We start from the raw sequence: 16,374 nt of genomic DNA on the forward strand, positions 1-16,374 counted from the left end.
CGACACTCTCTCGTCGCGCCACGTTCCGCCATCTGTCCGAAGTGTTGCGCCCCTTCATGCGTCAGCTCGAGGTCTGATCCTCCCTGATATTCGCCAGAACCGCCTCGACATCGAGCACCGCCATCAGTTCGGCATCGAGCGAGAACACGCCGTCCGTCATGGTATTCCAGCGCGGATCGAGGTTCGGCGGGCGGGCCGCGAGGCGGGTGGTGTCCAGCGTCAGCACCTCGCCGACTTCGTCCACCAGCAGCCCGAAGCTCTCACCGTGATAGTCCACCCCAACCGCGATGGATTGCTCGTCTTCCCCGCGCGGCTGAAAACCGAGGCGCAGGCGCATGTTGATGGCGGTGACGATGCGTCCGCGCAGGTTGAGCACGCCGTCGATCTCCGACGGAGACAGCGGGACCGGGGTGACGCGCTGTGGCACGAAGACATCGTGAACGGCCCAGATCGGCAATCCGAACAACTGCCCGGCGATGCGGATCGTCACGAACTGCACCTGTCCGTCATTGCGCGCCGCTGCGAGTTGCATGCTCATGACTCAGCTTTCATATATCTTGCGGTGAATTCTTCCAGCGCCGCCAGCAAACCGGCCTTGTCGAACTTGGCGATGTAATCCGTGAACCCGGCGATGCGTCCGCGCTCGATGGCCTCCGGCGTACCGAGGCCGGACAGCGCGATCACCGGCCAGTCGACGGTGGCAGGGTTGGCGCGTAACTGTTCAACGAAGGTGTAGCCATCGACTTCCGGCATATCGATGTCGCTGACCACGACGTTGAAAATCGTGCCGGCGTTCAAATGCTGCCAGGCTTCCGCCACGCTGCCGCATACCGTTACGTCGTAGCCTGCCTCTCGCAGGGAGGGCGTCAGCATGTTGCGGAACAGCGCGCTGTCGTCCACGAACAGTATCTGCGGCTGGTTCGGCGCGGCGGGCGTGCGCTGGCTTGCGATGAGCGAGAAGCCGGACGGCAGAAAATGCCCGATGTCGAGAATCTCCGTCGCCTTGCCCCGGATTACCGCCGTGCCCACGATGCCCGGCCCGCCGGAGTCGAACTCGATGGAGAACTCCTCGTCGACGATGTCGATGATCTCGTCCACCGCGAAGCCGATGGCCTTGCCCTGATCCGTGAACACCAGCAGCGGGCGTTCCTTGCGCGTGCTCTGGCGCGAGGCTTCGTCGAAGTAGATCAGAGGCATCAGCGAGCCGCGATATTGCACCAGATCGTGTCCCGTCACGCGCTCGATGCGGTCCGCGTCCACCACTTCCAGCCGGGTGATGAGCGACAGCGGCACGGCCTTCGGCTCCGACGATCCGACGCGGAACACGATCAGCGAGGTGTTTGCCTCGGCGGATGCCGCGATGGCCTCCGGCACGTCGTCGTGCGTGGTGTTGGACGTGAGGCCCGCCGCCATCGCCTGCGCCATGCTGTTGGGGTCGATGATCATGATGACACTGCCATCGCCGAGGATGGTCGTGCCCGAGAACATCGACACATGCCGCAGGATGGACGACACCGGTTTGATCACGATTTCCTCGGTGTGCAGCACGTTGTCGACACCGATGCCGAACGTGCGATTGCCCACCTGCATCACCGCCACGAAGCTCTCGCCCGCGCTGTCGGTTTGCGTACCAATGCCCAGAAGCTGATCCAGATAGACAATCGGCAGCAGCTTGTCGCGCAAACGCAGCACCGGCGCTTCCTTGAAGCGCTCGATGCGGTGCTCGCTGCCCTTCTGCACCCGTACAAGCTCCACCACCGCAAGCTGCGGAATGGCGAAACGCTCCCCGCCCGATTCCACGATAAGCGCCGAAACGATGGCCAGCGTCAGCGGGATCTTGATGAGGAAGGTGGACCCCTGCCCCGCGCGCGACACCACGTTGACCGATCCGCCGATCAGCTCGATGTTGGTGCGCACCACGTCCATGCCGACACCGCGGCCGGATACGCTCGTCACGGCTTCCGCGGTGGAAAAACCGGCGTGGAAGATGAAGGCATGGACCTGCGAGTCCGACAGCTTCTCCGCCTCCACCTCGGACACGAGCCCGTTGCGGATCGCCTTTTCGCGGATGCGGGCGGTGTTGAGGCCGCGCCCGTCGTCGCTGACCTCGATGATGATATGGCCACCCTCATGGTAGGCCGAAAGCCGCACCGTGCCGACCTCGCGCTTGCCAGCCTTCACCCGATCGGCGGGCGATTCCAGACCGTGGTCGGCGGAGTTGCGGATCATGTGGGTCAGCGGGTCGCGGATCATTTCCAGAACCTGCCGGTCGAGTTCCGTATCCGCACCGTGCATTTGCAGGTCGATTGGCTTGCCCAGATCACGCGACAGATCGCGCAGGATGCGCGGCAGCTTCTGCCAGGCATTACCGATGGGCTGCATGCGCGTCTTCATGACCGCATCCTGCAACTCGCCTGTGACCTGCGACAGGCGCTGCAGCGGCACCTTGAATTCCGATTCCTCGTGCCGGCGCATCAGGTCCAGCAACTGGTTGCGGGTGAGCACCAGTTCGGACACCATGGTCATCAGCTGTTCGAGCGTATCCACGTTCACGCGGATCGACTGGCCCGGCCCACCCCGGCCACCCCCGGCGGCATCCTCGCCATGCTGGGACGGCGTCTCACGGGAAGCCAGCGGCTGCTCGGCGCGCGCCGGCACACCGCCAGCCGGTTTCGTTGCAGGAGGCGCGACGGGTGCCGTCTCCTTGCCCGGATGCGCCGCGTCTGACCCAGCCTTCGGCGTTTCTGCCTTGGCGGCTGCCTCAGGAGGCGTTGTGGCGCTGGCGGACGGGCGGGGATCGACGGGCGTATCCCGGAACAGGCGCTCAAGCTCATCGAGTTCATCGTCAGCGGCGGCATTCGCCTGCGCGGCACTGCCCTGCGGCTCGTCCTCCGGCACGATTTCAGGCTCGCTCGCCTGCTCGTCCACAGGGGGAGCCTTGGCCGCCTGCGCGACCTTTTCGGCCATTTCCTCCAGCGCGGCAATGATTTCGCTGTCGTCTTCCTCCGGCTCTATACCGTCGTTGTTTTCCAGATCGTGGACGATGCCCTTGATGCGATCGATCGCGCGCATCACCAGATCGACGGAGCCCGGCAGCACCGGCGCGCCATCGCGAAAACGCCCCATCAGCGTTTCCCCGGCGTGGGCGACAGCCCCCAGCCGGGCGAGCCCGAGAAACCCGCTGGTGCCCTTGATGGTGTGGACGATGCGGAAAATACTGCTCAGAATATCGGCGTTGTGTGGATCACGCTCGAACTTGACAAGCTCCGTGTCCACGAGATCGAGACTCTCGTTGGTTTCCGTCAGGAACTCTTGCAGCAGGTCATCCATATCCGCCTCTTATGAAAAGATCCGCCTCTGGTGAAAGGCAATCCCGAAACACCCGCCTTGAAACATCCGGCGACGGCACGCGCACGGCCAGAACCCTTCCGGACCCGCGCGGCGCTGCATCATTTGAGGATGTCCCTCTTGTCGATGTAATTGAGTTCCTCGATCAGCACGTCCTTGACGATCTCCGCGCCGAAAACCCCGTTGACCGACGTTTTGATTTCCGTTGTCAGCTTGTCGAGGTTCTTCTTGTTGACGCCATCGAACTGGCGATCCGTATCGTCGTAGATCAGCCGGAACGCGCGATCGACAACCAGCGATTCGGGCGGAATCGACAACTCGCGCAGGGTGCGCGCGTCCGCCGTGTAGACGAACTGCGCGACAACGTAGCCCTTAACCTCGTTATCGGTGACCACAGGCACGTTGATGGCCCGCACCTTGCGGTATTCGAGCCCTTCGAAATATGCCGACTGCGGCTCCTCGGCCGGAAGACTGGACGACCACTGGGCAACGCTATAGCTGGAAATCAGCGTCACGGCGCACACCCACAAGCCGACGAACATGAGACGGATCATCGTCCGTACCTTCCAAACGGACCCGCTTCCGCATATGTGCCATCGGATTCCGACGCGCGCAGCCCCTCCGCGACAAGCGCCGCGATTTCATGCGCGGCCTCGACATAGCGTTTGAGCATTGTCTCGCTATCGGCCAATTTCGTCCTGATCCGCGCCGCCTCCTGCATGATCGCCTCGCTGCCCTCCTCGATGAAGAGCTTGCGCCCGTCCAGCGCCTTGGAAAGACGCGTCAGATCAAGCAGGCACTGGCTTTTGCGGCGCGAGATGTCGTCCAGCTCGTCGAGCCGTCCCTGTTCCAGCGCCTCGCGCTCGGCATCGAGAATGACATCCAGCCGCCCGAACATCTGGTCCAGCGTAAGGCGTGTGCTCCCGCCACGCCGCGCGGGTTTCGCCGCTCCGCCATCGATGGCCGCTTCCTCGCTCATGCCGTTCATCACCCTTACCCGCGCCGATCAGGCCACGCCTGCGGACGCAAGTCCGCTGGTCACCGCCAGGCCGTCATCGATATTGTTCGCGGAACTCAATGCTTCAGAGGCCGCGCGTGCTTGTCGATCGTCTGGATGAGCCTGCTCGATCATGCGCGCGATGCCGATGCCGCCGGAGCGGGCAAGCTCCGCCGCCATCTGCTCGGCCAGAAACGACTTCCAGGTTTCACCGGCAAACCCCTTGCCGAATACGGCCGTGCTTTCCTTCGGCAGCATGGCCTCGACGAATTTCTGCAACGTCAGCGCCTCGAACTGCTCGTAAGGGCTGCCCTTGACGCCGCCGGCCCCGCTGCGGTCTCCGAGGCGCAACACGGCTTGTCCGGCGTCGAAGGGCTGGCGCACATGGCCAGCGCCCTCGAAGAAACCGGCGGTATCGTCAGCGGCGAAGGCAAGCGCCACGTCGCGCGCCACGGCGGCGTAATCTCCACCGCTCTCAAGCCGGTTCACCGCCACCTTGAAACGGGCGGGATCGGCGGCGCGCGCAACGTCCATCACTATGTCGGCAGGCAAGGCGACAGCCATGACACTTCACTCCGGCAACTCTGGTCGGCCACGCTTTCTGGCGGCGGATTTGCTGCATGGTAGATGCCCGACCTTACGCGAGGCTGTCGTCTTTCCTCGCCACCCCGGCCTCGACGATGCGTTCAAGGCCGACGCGCTCGCTGTGCGCTTCCGCGTCGCGGGCCATGTTCTGCGCCAGCCTCTCCGTGCGTTTGAGGCGCATGGACTCATCCACGATCCGCGCCTGCAAGGCCTTGCCGGTTTCGCGCAAGGCCTCCTCCTCGCTGGAAAGGCGCGAGAGGCGGCGGGACATCGCGCCCACGAACAGCCCGTGATGCACCGATCCGTCATTGAGCTGGCCGATGAGCTGCTGCTGCGCATTGCGCAGGCCAGCTTCGTCACGGCGCAACAGCGCCAGCTTCCACTCGGTCAACCGCTTGAGCTGGCGCTGCACCTCGACAACGCGCTCTATCTTCTTCAGCCGGTCACCCATGACGCGTCACCCGTAAATCAGCCAGCGTGAAAACTGCCGGATGAACTCCCCGAGCATTTCCTGAACCAGAAAATAAAACAGGATAATTCCGCCGGCGATGACGAAGGGAATCGAGATGAAGTACACCTGTATCTGCGGTGTGAACTTGTTCATCAGGCCGATGGCGAAGTTGATGATGACGGAATAGATGATGATTGGCGAGCTGATGCGCAGCGCCACCAGAAACGAACTGGACAACTGATCCGCGATGCCGACCAGTGACAACCGCGACTGAAACAGCAGTCCGGGCGGCATGTTGGCGTAAGACGCCTTCACCGCCCGCAGGATTTCCCAATGCAGATCGGCGGCGAACACCAGCATGGCAGCCGACAGCGAGATGATCGCGCCCACCGGCGGTAGAGCCTCCATCTGGTCGAAGGACACGCCCGAGGGGTTGCTGAGGTTCAGCGCCATCGCGATCAGCACCGCAAGGGTTTCGAGCGCCAGAAACATCAGCCGGCCCAGAAACCCGATCCAGATGCCCGACAGCACTTCCGAGATCACCAGCAGAAGCAGGAACGAAAACGACTGCCCGCGAAAGGCGGGCGCAACCGTGTCGAACAGCAGCGGATACATGGTCAGCGTCACCGCGATGGCGGCGTAGAGGCGGATATTCACGGGGATGGAGGCATTGGACAACCCCGGCATCAGCATGAAGCATCCGCCGACGCGGCACATCAACAACATGGCGCCGATCACGGCATCCGACGCCAGCACGGGAATCAAGAGATGGCTCCGAGATTCTCGATCTCCGTCCCGCGCGCGATCTCGACGTGGGAGAGCACAGCCAGCGCGGGAAACATCCGCTCGACGATCATGCGGACATAGGGGCGTGCATCCGGTGCAGTCACCAATACGAAAGCCTTGCCAGCGCCCAGATGCTTGCGGATCGTCGCCGCCGCCTCGGTGATGAACTCCTCGACCAGCTTGGGATCGATGTCGAGTTCCACAACCTCGCCGCGCTGATCGCGCCTGATGCTCTGATGGAAGACCAGATCCCAGCGATTGCCGAGCCTGAGCACGCGCAGCACGCCCTCATCCGACAGGTCGCCGCAGATCTGCTGGGCGATGCGCAGCCGGACGTGCTCGACGATCTGCTCCGTCTTGCGCACGTGCGGGATGATTTCCGCGACGGCCTCCAGAATGAGGTTGAGATTGCGGATCGACACACGTTCGGCCAGCAGCAGCTTCAGCACCGCCTGCAAACCGGAATAGGAGATGTGCGCCGGGCAGATATCGTCGATCAGGCGCCTGTACTCCGGATCGAGCTGCCCCAGCAGTTGCCGCATGTCCTTGTAGGACAGCAGCAGCGGCAGATTGTTCCGGATGATCTCGCCAAGATGCGTCAGCAGCACGGACAGGCTGTCGATGGGGGCAAGGCCCATGCGCTTGGCATCGTTGAGGTAGATTTCGTTCAGCCACAGCGCCCGCATGCCGAACGCCGGTTCGAGCACTTCATCGCCCTCGATGTCCGGCTTGCGGCCGTCGCCGATGATGACCATGAAGTCGTTCAGCCGCAACTCCTGTGTGGTGACGATCGTGCCGTGGATCTTGATCTGGTAAGCCTTCGGCGGTGTCGCGAGGCTATCCGTCAGCTTGATCTCGGGAACGATGAAACCGTATTGCTGCGCGAACTTGCGGCGCATCTTCGACACGCGATGGATCAATTCGCCCTGATTGGCCTTCAGCCGCACGGAAAGCTGACGGCCCATGCACAGTTCGATCTCCGCCGTCTTCATGGTTTCGCGGATGGCCTCACGCGTATCGACCTTCTCCAGCGCCTTCTTGTTCTGCGCTTCGATATCGTCACGCGCCTGCTGCTCGGCCCGGCGCTTGGGAATGATGTAGCCCACGAAGGCCATGATGCCGGCCAGCGTCGCGAACGGCAGGAACGGCAAACCGGGCGTCACGCCCATCAGGGCCATCAGCCCGGCGGCCACGAACAGCGCCTTCGGATAAGCGCTGAGCTGGCCGAGCACCGCCTGCTCGGCGGAGCCCTGCGTGCCGCCTTTCGAGACCAGAAGGCCGGCGGCCAGCGACACGATCAGCGCCGGAATCTGCGACACCAGACCATCGCCCACGGTCAGCTTGGTGTAGATGTCCGCGGCCTGCGACAGAGGCATGCCGTGGCGGGTGACGCCGATGATGATACCGCCGAAGATATTGACGGCGGTGATGATCAGGCTGGCCACCGCCTCGCCGCGCACGAACTTGGATGCACCGTCCATGGAGCCGAAGAAGGAGCTTTCCTCTTCCAGTTCCCGGCGGCGGCGCTGCGCTTCCTTGTCGTCGATCATGCCCGCCGAAAGATCGGCGTCGATAGCCATCTGCTTGCCGGGAATGGCATCGAGCGTGAAGCGCGCGCCCACCTCGGCGATACGTGTCGCGCCCTTGGTGATGACGAGAAAGTTCACGGTGATGAGGATCAGGAACACCACGAGGCCGATGACGAAATCGCCGCTCATCACGAATTGCGAGAACCCGTGAATGATGTACCCCGCTGCCGTCACGCCCTTGTCGCCGTCCGCCAGAATGAGGCGTGTCGTGGCGATACCCAGCGCCAGCCGCAGGATGGTGGCGATCAGCAGCACGGTTGGAAAGGCTGAAAACTCAAGCGGTTTCTGAATCCACAACGCCACCATCAGGATCAGCACCGACAGCGCGATGGACAGCGCCAGCCCGATATCGATCAGGAACGGCGGCACCGGCAGGAACAGAATGAGCAGGATCGCGACGATGCCGATCGCGAAGGAGACATCACGCCCCTTCTTGCCCTGGCTCGCGTTCAAGCTGTTGACGAACAGTTCAGCCATGAGGCCCCATCGACGCAATATTCCGGACGAGAGCCCGGCGCTTTCGCAAACAAACAATCGGCAACGAATGCCCAGATAATTGAAGTATCAATATTGATCAGAGAAACTGGTGTTTCGACGAAAGCAATGCTGTGACTGAAAATTCTATTCTAATCGAATCCCGTCACGATCCGCCCGTAAACCTGCTCAGTGAACATATATATGCGTTCACCCATGAAAGAGCCGGTCAGCGCCGTGATAGTCAGGATAACGACGATCTTGGGAATGAAGGTCAGCGTCATTTCCTGAATCTGCGTCAGCGCCTGAAACAGCGCGATGATCAGGCCGACAATCATGGCCGCCGCCACAGCCGGACCGGCTGCGAGCAGAATGGTCCAGATGGCGGACTGCACGAGATCGAGCGCATCGGCCTCATTCATTTGCCGTCATCACTTCCATGCATCCCTTCCATAGCCGACATGCGGCGGGTGCGTCAGGAAATCGTGACGCCTGCACCGGCAACGATCCGCTGCCCGTCGGCCAGCGTCGCCACCGTGCCCTCGGACGTGACCTGAACGGACACGACCTTGCCCGACACATCGCCCTCTGCGGAGGTCAGCGTGCGGCCGATCAGCGTGTCGGCCTGCGACAGCGATTGCGCCGTGAGCAAGGAATCCAGCTTGCTGTTGGTGGAAACGCTTTGCTCGACCTGCGAGAACGTCGCGAGCTGGGCCAGCGACTCACTGGCGTCGAGCGGCGCCGTGGGATCCTGATGCTTGAGCTGTTCGACGAACAGCTTCAGGAACGATTGGTAATCGAGCGTGGTGCGGCTTTTCGCGTCCGTGCTCGTGGTGCTCGTCGCGGCGGTTTGCCCAACGCCAGATACTGCGACCATTGTCCCATCTCCATCTTGTGCGGGCGGCCGCTCAGGCCACCTTGCTGCGGGCTATCCTGCCGAAGATGACAGGCTCGTTGTCTTCCATCTCGATGTCGCCGATGGCTTCGGCGCGCGGCGGCGGCGGCTCCCACTGGAAAAGCCCGCGCACGAGGCGAAGCGCCTCGAAAACACGCCCCTCGACGATCAACGCCCGAACATCGACGAGGCCAGTGCCGACCGGCCCGTCGCCATACGATTCCAGCATCTGCGGGATCAATTGCAGGACGGTTGTGCGTGTCTCAAGCTGGTTCGCCGGGCTGATCAGCATCGACTGGATAATGAAATAAAGCTGCCGCAACGGAGTCGTCGCGCCCTCAAGCTGCATCACATGCGCTTCAAGCAGAAACGTCGCGTCGTTGAGCAATTCAAGCGTCACGCGCCGATCGGCCTTCAGAACCGCACCATTGATGAATATCCGCTCACCGGCTTTGAGACTCAGTCGCATGGCTCCTCACTTCAAACCATCACGGATCAGCTTGTTGACGCTGATGATGCCGGAAATATCCTCGACTTCGCCGTACTGTACCCTGCGGGTTTCCTGCAGGATCCAGGAGCCGATCGAGATGAGCAGCCCGCGCAGCTCGTCCGGCAAGGCGTTGTCGGGGTGGATGAGATCGTCGATCAGAAACTGCCAGAGTTCCATCACCCGTGTCAGCGCGAGCCGTCGTTCGGGAGATTCCGGCCCCTTGGACGCAACGTCCTCAAGCAGCTCGATAACAATATCGAATGCTTGTCTCTCGCTGGACCGCACGACCTGGGGGTCGTTCTCGACGACTTCCCCATAAGAAAGCATGTACATCGTTGTACCTCGGTCAGTATCGGCGCGTATATTCGACGCACCGTTTACTTGATGTAGTTGAGAAGGCTGAGGCTCTGCAGACGTGCCGTCAGCGCGTAGGCGAGATTGAGCTGCAATTCAGCCGCATCGAGCGATACCTTGGCTGCTGCGGGATCGACGCCTTCGAGATCGGAGATATTTTTCTGAAGCAGGGTTTTCTGCGTCGCGAGGCTCTCGTTGATCGTCTTGACGCGCGTCTGCGCCGATCCGAGACCGGCCTGCACGATCGTCACCCCCTCCGTCGCCAGCCCCAGTTCCTTGATGGCGTAGGACACGACCTCCTTGAAGGCGTTCTCGTTGAACTCGTCGGCGGGCAGCACGGCAAGCACGCTGTAGGCGCGCGCCAGTCCACGGAACGAACTGTCATTGGCGCTGATGGACGTCGTGATCGTTTCAGAAGCGGAGATGCGGCTGGTGATGGCGGTGTTGGAAGCCGAGGACCAGTTTTGCCAGTTGGCGTCATTGAACTCCTGATCGAGGCGCGCACCGTTCCAGACGGCAGTGGCCAACTCGATGAACGGAACGCCCTTACTTGCGGGAATCGTTGTGGGATCAACGGGATTCAGGAACAGGCTCAGTTCCTCGGCGCCGATGTCGTTGACGGTCGCAACGGCTTGCCCGGTCTCGGCAGCCTTACCGCTATCCGTCCAATACGTCTGGAAGGCGGTTTTAAAATTGTCGAAGGCTGCCGTGACCTGCGCCGTGCCGGCATCTTGCGTCATCGGAGCCGTATCGGTCTTGATACCACTGAAGAGTTGCTGTCCGGCATAGGCCGAATTCAGCTTGTCGGTCATCGCCTTCAGCACGCGCTCGGCCTCGCCCTTGATCGTGGCGGAGCCGAGATCGTTCGTCGGCAGGCCGACCAGCGTGGCCATCATATCTTCCCCGGCCTCTCGGATTTCCGTGAGCGCAGCCTGCGTCATATCGAGCCGCCCGGAGGCGAGACCGTTCGACGTGGTGAAACCCTCGATGCGGGCCAGTTCCTGATAGAGAATGGTCGAGTGCCCGGTTTTCGCGCCGAGAACAAGACCGACATCGGCATAGCGCGCCTCGACGACCTCCTTGCCGAAACGTGTGATATCCGCCTGCGCGCTGCGCGCGTAAGCCCGTGGGCCGTTCAGCAGATTGTAGGTGGAAACAAAGTTGGAAGCCATGACATCACCTCACTGCATCGAACAGGGTCTTGAAGAGATTATCGACGACTGAGATCAACTGCGCGGACGCCGTGAACAGGCGTTCGATCTCCAGTTGCAGCGCCGTTTCCTCATTGAGATCCACGCCGCGCGCATTGGAGAGCGACGTCGTGACCAACGTCAGCACGGCATCATTCACCTTGACGGCCGCATCGGAGGACTGCCGGGAACTCTCCACCCAACTCACCGTGGAGGAGGCGTAGTCGAGAAGGGTTTTGTTATCCAGGTCTGTATTCTTCTCGCCAACCTGATCCAGCAACCGGCTCAGTTGGCCCGAATATGAGGGAGCGTTCTCGGCGGTATTGTAATCGTAGGCGATTCCGTCACGCAGCTTGCTCGGCGTTCCTGCCGGATTGGCCGCCGGATCGACAGCGGTATTGACACTGATATTCTTCGCCAGATCTGCCGGATTAGCCGGCAATGCAGTAGCGTTGCTCCGATCGACAAAAAGACCCGGAGCTGTATTGGCGGGATCGGTGGGGTCGATCTCGCGAAATGCCTGGATCAGACCGAGGGCCAGCTTGTCGAGTTGTTCGCCATACTGAGCCGCATCTTTGTTATGAAGCGCCACCGCCCCGACCAGCGCGCCGTTCTTCGACTCCATCTGCGGCGCATCGCCCGCCACCTGCACACCGTCGATGAAGACGCGCACGGGCTGGCCGGCATCCGTGGTCGCAGAAACCTTACGAGCGCTGGTCTCGAACAGGGTGACGCCGCCATCGGTGAACAGCACCATGTCGTTGTTTTCACGCGTCGCCACCGAAATGCCGATCTCTTCAGACAGTTGCGCCACGATGGCATCGCGCCGGTCGAGGTCGTCAGTGATGTCGGCACCCAACACGGTGCCCTGCACAATCAGCGTATTGGCGCTCTCAAAATTCTGCAGCAGCGTGTTGATACGATCGACTGATGTCTTGACGTCAGCCACGGCTCCGGCCCGCACTTCGTCAACGACAGCGGCCGCATCGTTGAGGGCACGCGCCATGTCACCGGCGGCCACCACCGCCGCACGGGCCAGATTGTCATCAGCCGGGGCATTGAGATATTCGGTCAGTTTGTTGGTCAGATTGCCAAGCCGCCCGACAAGCGAGGTTTCATCCGCCGTGTCGCCGACCGTTTCCGACAGGCGCGTCAGCCCGGTGAGCCGGACATTCTCGCGCGCCGCGACGGAGGTCGATTCGAGGTAGCGCTCGTAAAGACGCGTATCGCTGGAGCGGATCGGCCCACTGGCGAAAACGCCGCTATCGCGCGTTACCAGCGGAGTGAGCTTGCGGGAGTAATCCGTGTCGCCCGCGCCCGCAACGTTGCGCGCAGAAATCGAAATGCGCTTCTGGCTTGCCGTCAACGACAGCTGGGCGGAATTCAAGGCAGCGTTCAGGCTCATGATCCGGTTACTCCAACGCCCCGGCGCGAACCGGGCGGCGACATCGACCGCGGCCCGCGCGCACTCAGGATCGTGTCATCGTTTACCGCTTGAGGTTCACAAGAACCTCAAGCACCTCGGCCCCTGTCTGGAAGGCCTTGGAGTTGGCGGTGTAATTGCGTTGCGCCTCGATCATGGTCGACAGCTCATCGGCCAGATCGACGTTGGACGACTCCAGCGCGTTTGTGCGGATGCTCCCGAGGCTGCCCTGCCCCGGAAAGCCGACCAGCGGCGAACCGGATTCGTTGCTGACCTGGAACAAGCCGCCGGAAAGCGCGGTCAGATTGTCCGGGCTTGGCACGTCGGCAAGAGGGAGCCGGTAACCATCGACGGTGGTGCCATTTTTCATGGCGAAGGACACGACGCCATCGTCGCCGATGTTGATACCCGAAACGGTGCTGGGCGCATTGCCGTTCACGGTAGGCTCCAGCGGCGTATATTCCATCTTCACCTGCGTCAGCTTGGAGAAGTCGAATGCAACGGTCGCTCCGCCGGGCACGTTCAGGTTAACCGTTCGGTCTGCTACCGGAGGAGTCTGAATTGAACCGTTGGCGGGATCGAACGTGATGGCCGTGCCACCAGCATTCAGCAGACCGCCAGCTGCGTAGGGGAATCCGCCGGTTGCGGCGTCAGCCGTTCTGGCATCGAACACCGACATCTGCCATCCATTGGTGGCAGTCTTTGCAAAGTAGACATCCAGTTTGACCTCGCCGCCGAGATTGTCATAGACAATGATCGAGGATTTGGAGGTATAGGTAGAGCCTGCGACGTTATCGCTCGGTAGAGTACCTGCGGCCACCACGGCGACATCGTCGCGCGCGTCCAGATTGGCCGGGAACGTGATACCCGTCGTCGGCGTCGCCTGAATGTTGAGGTTATTGACGTTGATGCGCTCGCCGCCGTTAAGGCTGTTGACGATCACACCGCTGTCGCCGTTCCGGATATCGTAGCCGGTGAGGTAATAACCCGCCGCGTTGACGAGGTAGCCCTCGGCGTCTTCCACGAAGGAACCGGCGCGGGTCATGTAGCGCGCGCCGCTGCCATCGTCGACGATGAAAAACCCGCTGCCGCGGATGGCGAGATCGGTTGTGGAGGTCGTGGAGGTCAGCCCGCCTTCGAGCGAGACGGCGCGACGGACATGCGTTTCCACACCGCCGGCATTATAGCTGCCTGAGCCGGCGTCCATGACGAGTGCGGAAAACTGCGTCGACGTCTTCTTGTAACCGACCGTCGAGGCATTGGCGATATTGTCGCCCACCGTCGCCAGCCGGTTCGATTGTGCCTTCATGCCCGAGACGGCGGTATTCATGATGCTCATGACCAGCTCCGTTGACTGAAACTATCGCCCTGCCAATAAACACCAGCAGCCTTGCGCGAGGCTCGCATCCACGGATCGCCGCGATCAGGCGGGGCGCAGAGCGTTCGCCAGCTCCTGGAAAGCGTCCTCGCTCATCGGCGCGTCCATATCCTGCCGAAGCGCGTCGTAGATGCGCGGCACCAATGTAACGGCCTGATCCAGCTCGGCATCGAGACCGGGCTGGTAGCCGCCCACGAGCCGCAGGTCGCGCGTATCCTCATAGCGCGCGATCATCGCCCGTATGCGCCGCAGCAGGTTGCGTTGCTCCGGTGTCCACGACAGTTGGGCAAGGCGTGAGATCGAGCTGAGCACGTTGCCCGCCGGATACCGACCCTGATCGGCGATGCTGCGCTCCAGCACGATATGGCCGTCGAGCGTGCCGCGAATGTTGTCGGCGACGGGATCGTTATGGTCGTCGCCATCGACGAGCACCGAAAAGATGCCGGTGATGGTGCCGCTGCCCTCAGCTCCCGGTCCCGACCGTTCCAGCAGCCGCGGCAGGTCGCTGAATACGCTGGGCGCATAGCCGCGCGCCACGGCAGGTTCGCCCGCCGCCAGCGCCACATCGCGCGCCGCGTGGGCATAGCGCGTGACGGAGTCGATGATCAGCAGCACGGACTCGCCGCAATCGCGAAAATATTCGGCGATAGCCGTCGCAGTGCGCGGGGCCATGCGGCGCATCATCGGGCTTTCATCGCCCGTCGAGACCACAACGACGGCGCGGCTGCGATTATCCGCCAGCGGCCCTTCCAGAAACTCCCGCACCTCGCGGCCGCGCTCACCGACCAGCGCCACGACGATGGTATCGAACCCCCGCGCCCGCGCCAGCATGCCCAGCAGCGTCGACTTGCCGACGCCCGAACCGGCGAAAATACCGATGCGCTGGCCGAAGCACAGCGGGGTGAATAGATCCAGCATGCGCACGCCGGTTTTCAGCGGCGTATCCACCCGCGCCCGCGTCAGGGCGGGCGGCGGCGGTGCGTCGACCGGCATTTCACGCAGCCCCTGCCGCAGCGGTCCGTGGGCATCGAGCGGATGGCAAAAGGCATCGACGACGCGACCTTTCCAGCTGTGATCCGGGCTCACGCCCATCGCGCCCTGCCGGAACACGCCGGAGCCGATGCTGGCCTCGATCTGGTTGCCAAACGGCTTGATCGTCGCCCCGGCCTGATCAATGCGCACAACCTCGCCGGGCAGACCGCCATCTTCGAACACCACCCGGTCTCCCAGCCGCACCTCGCGCGAGAGGCCCACGACGCGGCAGTAACCGGCGGTAATTTCCTGCACCGAACCGCCTTTGCGCACCAGCGGAAGCTGGGCCGCCTCCACGCTGATCACGCTGGCGACCCGCGCCAGCGCCGTGCGGCGCCGGCCATCGCGATCCCGATCAGCAAGGACGGTAACAGTCCCGGCATGGTTTTCCGCAAGCACGCCGGCAGCGACCGGCCCGGCGCTGTCCGGGGTCGACTCTTCCGCAACCGCACTCGCCGGTGGCAGCGCCAGCAATGATGGAACGTTCTGCCCCGCGAGGGCTTCGGCGATGCTGTTCATGTGTTATCGATCACTGATGCCAGGCAAGGCGCTTCTTCGATGAAGCGGGCACCGCTTGTCATCGGGAAAACGCTCACAATCAAAATGTTACGGCTTTTACGACGCAGGCCCGAGATCGCGGATGACCTGCTGGAGTTCGTTGTTGAGCGAACTCGTCGCGCTGGCGGCATATTCGAACGTGCGCTGACCGTCGATCAGGCGGGTCATCTCGATGACCGGGCTGACGTTGGAGCCCTCGACATAGCCCTGCATCACGCCAGACGCGACGAAATCGTCCACCGGCACCACCGCACCGGGGTCCACGGCGACGGAGCCGTCGACTGCGCGAAACAGGTCGGCGCCCGGCGCGATCTGGAACAGGCCGATGCGCCCCACGATGCCGCCATTCTGCGAAATCGTTCCGTCCGAGGCAATGGATACCTCGCCGCCGGCGGGGTTAAGCGCCAGCGGAGCACCGCCGTCATCAAGCACAGGCAAGCCGTTCACGGTTGTCACGTCGCCGATGTCTGTCATGGTCAGCCGCCCGTCGCGGCTGTAGCGCACCCCGGCTGGCGTCTGGATGGCGATCCACCCATCTCCCTTCACGGCGATATCCAGCGGATTGCCCGTCTGGTTGACCGAGCCGGGCTCGCGCTTGAGAAACGCCTTGCCGCTGCCCGCGAACGCCACCGAAACCTGGCCCGTGTTCGACAACACGCTCTCGAAAGTCGTCGCCTCGGCGCGGAAACCGGCGGTGTTGATGTTGGCTATGTTGTTCGCCACCATGGTCAACTGCCGCTCGCGCGACACCTGACTGGACAACATCACGTAAAGAGCTTCCTGCATTCCGTCCTCAATATCGTGAAGTAAAATAAAGCGGCTCT

At 62.5% G+C, this 16,374-nt stretch carries 17 protein-coding genes; all 17 read right to left on the minus strand.

Annotation, left to right across the window (positions count from 1 at the left end; genetic code table 11):
- Positions 1-61: 61 nt before the first annotated feature.
- The 17 genes from FHS81_RS00280 to flgF all read right to left on the minus strand — a co-directional run bounded on the left by FHS81_RS00280 (position 62) and on the right by flgF (position 16,336).
- Positions 62-538, minus strand: coding sequence for a chemotaxis protein CheW (locus FHS81_RS00280; protein WP_183750051.1), 477 nt, complete (start codon positions 536-538; stop codon positions 62-64).
- Positions 535-3,330 carry a hybrid sensor histidine kinase/response regulator gene (locus FHS81_RS00285; protein WP_183750052.1) on the minus strand — a complete coding sequence of 932 codons (2,796 nt, stop codon included), beginning with the start codon at positions 3,328-3,330 and terminating at the stop codon, positions 535-537. The genes FHS81_RS00280 and FHS81_RS00285 overlap by 4 nt, the downstream gene beginning before the upstream one ends.
- A gap of 119 nt (positions 3,331-3,449) precedes the next feature.
- Positions 3,450-3,902: a hypothetical protein gene (locus FHS81_RS00290; RefSeq protein WP_183750053.1), complete on the minus strand. Its 453-nt coding sequence runs from the start codon at positions 3,900-3,902 to the stop codon at positions 3,450-3,452.
- A complete protein-coding gene (locus tag FHS81_RS00295) occupies positions 3,899-4,327 on the minus strand; it encodes a hypothetical protein (protein WP_183750054.1) in 429 nt (142 codons plus the stop codon). The genes FHS81_RS00290 and FHS81_RS00295 overlap by 4 nt, the downstream gene beginning before the upstream one ends.
- A 27-nt stretch (positions 4,328-4,354) precedes the next feature.
- Positions 4,355-4,909 carry a rod-binding protein gene (locus FHS81_RS00300; protein ID WP_183750055.1) on the minus strand — a complete coding sequence of 185 codons (555 nt, stop codon included), beginning with the start codon at positions 4,907-4,909 and terminating at the stop codon, positions 4,355-4,357.
- A 73-nt stretch (positions 4,910-4,982) separates the two neighbouring features.
- Positions 4,983-5,381 carry a hypothetical protein gene (locus FHS81_RS00305; protein ID WP_183750056.1) on the minus strand — a complete coding sequence of 133 codons (399 nt, stop codon included), beginning with the start codon at positions 5,379-5,381 and terminating at the stop codon, positions 4,983-4,985.
- 6 nt (positions 5,382-5,387) lie between these two features.
- Positions 5,388-6,137 carry a flagellar biosynthetic protein FliR gene (locus tag FHS81_RS00310; protein WP_343052404.1) on the minus strand — a complete coding sequence of 250 codons (750 nt, stop codon included), beginning with the start codon at positions 6,135-6,137 and terminating at the stop codon, positions 5,388-5,390.
- Positions 6,138-6,142: 5 nt separating this feature from the next.
- Positions 6,143-8,233: a flagellar biosynthesis protein FlhA gene (gene flhA / locus FHS81_RS00315; RefSeq protein ID WP_183750058.1), complete on the minus strand. Its 2,091-nt coding sequence runs from the start codon at positions 8,231-8,233 to the stop codon at positions 6,143-6,145.
- A gap of 149 nt (positions 8,234-8,382) precedes the next feature.
- Entirely contained in the window at positions 8,383-8,652 is a 270-nt protein-coding gene (fliQ, locus tag FHS81_RS00320) for a flagellar biosynthesis protein FliQ (protein WP_183750059.1), read from the minus strand.
- Positions 8,653-8,705: 53 nt separating this feature from the next.
- Positions 8,706-9,107 carry a flagellar hook assembly protein FlgD gene (gene flgD, locus FHS81_RS00325; RefSeq protein WP_183750060.1) on the minus strand — a complete coding sequence of 134 codons (402 nt, stop codon included), beginning with the start codon at positions 9,105-9,107 and terminating at the stop codon, positions 8,706-8,708.
- A 31-nt stretch (positions 9,108-9,138) separates the two neighbouring features.
- Positions 9,139-9,594, minus strand: a complete 456-nt coding sequence (flbT, locus tag FHS81_RS00330) for a flagellar biosynthesis repressor FlbT (RefSeq protein WP_183750061.1) — start codon at positions 9,592-9,594, stop codon at positions 9,139-9,141.
- Between the two features lie 6 nt (positions 9,595-9,600).
- Positions 9,601-9,948 (minus strand): flagellar biosynthesis regulator FlaF, encoded by a 348-nt coding sequence (flaF, locus tag FHS81_RS00335; protein WP_183750062.1) that lies wholly within the window; start codon positions 9,946-9,948, stop codon positions 9,601-9,603.
- A 44-nt stretch (positions 9,949-9,992) separates the two neighbouring features.
- Positions 9,993-11,141 (minus strand): flagellar hook-associated family protein, encoded by a 1,149-nt coding sequence (locus FHS81_RS00340; RefSeq protein ID WP_183750063.1) that lies wholly within the window; start codon positions 11,139-11,141, stop codon positions 9,993-9,995.
- A 4-nt stretch (positions 11,142-11,145) separates the two neighbouring features.
- Positions 11,146-12,564: a flagellar hook-associated protein FlgK gene (flgK, locus tag FHS81_RS00345; protein ID WP_183750064.1), complete on the minus strand. Its 1,419-nt coding sequence runs from the start codon at positions 12,562-12,564 to the stop codon at positions 11,146-11,148.
- Positions 12,565-12,646: 82 nt separating this feature from the next.
- The gene (locus tag FHS81_RS00350; RefSeq protein WP_183750065.1) at positions 12,647-13,921 is read right to left on the minus strand and encodes a flagellar hook protein FlgE; all 1,275 of its coding nucleotides are present in this window, start codon (positions 13,919-13,921) and stop codon (positions 12,647-12,649) included.
- Between the two features lie 84 nt (positions 13,922-14,005).
- A complete protein-coding gene (gene fliI / locus FHS81_RS00355) occupies positions 14,006-15,511 on the minus strand; it encodes a flagellar protein export ATPase FliI (protein WP_183750066.1) in 1,506 nt (501 codons plus the stop codon).
- 96 nt (positions 15,512-15,607) lie between these two features.
- On the minus strand, positions 15,608-16,336 hold the full coding sequence (gene flgF / locus FHS81_RS00360) for a flagellar basal-body rod protein FlgF (protein WP_183750067.1): 729 nt from the start codon (positions 16,334-16,336) through the stop codon (positions 15,608-15,610).
- Positions 16,337-16,374: the final 38 nt, after the last annotated feature.

Origin of the sequence: Pseudochelatococcus contaminans (assembly GCF_014195635.1) — a bacterium.
In the GTDB taxonomy this organism is placed as follows: Bacteria; Pseudomonadota; Alphaproteobacteria; order Rhizobiales; family Beijerinckiaceae; genus Pseudochelatococcus; species Pseudochelatococcus contaminans.

What these genes read in the sequence shown, in the direction of transcription:
- FHS81_RS00280 (WP_183750051.1), bottom strand. Translation starts at nt 538, where the DNA reads ATGAGCATGCAACTCGCAGCGGCGCGCAATGACGGACAGGTGCAGTTC.
- FHS81_RS00285 (WP_183750052.1), bottom strand. Translation starts at nt 3,330, where the DNA reads ATGGATGACCTGCTGCAAGAGTTCCTGACGGAAACCAACGAGAGTCTC.
- FHS81_RS00290 (WP_183750053.1), bottom strand. Translation starts at nt 3,902, where the DNA reads ATGATCCGTCTCATGTTCGTCGGCTTGTGGGTGTGCGCCGTGACGCTG.
- FHS81_RS00295 (WP_183750054.1), bottom strand. Translation starts at nt 4,327, where the DNA reads ATGAGCGAGGAAGCGGCCATCGATGGCGGAGCGGCGAAACCCGCGCGG.
- FHS81_RS00300 (WP_183750055.1), bottom strand. Translation starts at nt 4,909, where the DNA reads ATGGCTGTCGCCTTGCCTGCCGACATAGTGATGGACGTTGCGCGCGCC.
- FHS81_RS00305 (WP_183750056.1), bottom strand. Translation starts at nt 5,381, where the DNA reads ATGGGTGACCGGCTGAAGAAGATAGAGCGCGTTGTCGAGGTGCAGCGC.
- flhA (WP_183750058.1), bottom strand. Translation starts at nt 8,233, where the DNA reads ATGGCTGAACTGTTCGTCAACAGCTTGAACGCGAGCCAGGGCAAGAAG.
- fliQ (WP_183750059.1), bottom strand. Translation starts at nt 8,652, where the DNA reads ATGAATGAGGCCGATGCGCTCGATCTCGTGCAGTCCGCCATCTGGACC.
- flgD (WP_183750060.1), bottom strand. Translation starts at nt 9,107, where the DNA reads ATGGTCGCAGTATCTGGCGTTGGGCAAACCGCCGCGACGAGCACCACG.
- flbT (WP_183750061.1), bottom strand. Translation starts at nt 9,594, where the DNA reads ATGCGACTGAGTCTCAAAGCCGGTGAGCGGATATTCATCAATGGTGCG.
- flaF (WP_183750062.1), bottom strand. Translation starts at nt 9,948, where the DNA reads ATGTACATGCTTTCTTATGGGGAAGTCGTCGAGAACGACCCCCAGGTC.
- FHS81_RS00340 (WP_183750063.1), bottom strand. Translation starts at nt 11,141, where the DNA reads ATGGCTTCCAACTTTGTTTCCACCTACAATCTGCTGAACGGCCCACGG.
- flgK (WP_183750064.1), bottom strand. Translation starts at nt 12,564, where the DNA reads ATGAGCCTGAACGCTGCCTTGAATTCCGCCCAGCTGTCGTTGACGGCA.
- FHS81_RS00350 (WP_183750065.1), bottom strand. Translation starts at nt 13,921, where the DNA reads ATGAGCATCATGAATACCGCCGTCTCGGGCATGAAGGCACAATCGAAC.
- fliI (WP_183750066.1), bottom strand. Translation starts at nt 15,511, where the DNA reads ATGAACAGCATCGCCGAAGCCCTCGCGGGGCAGAACGTTCCATCATTG.
- flgF (WP_183750067.1), bottom strand. Translation starts at nt 16,336, where the DNA reads ATGCAGGAAGCTCTTTACGTGATGTTGTCCAGTCAGGTGTCGCGCGAG.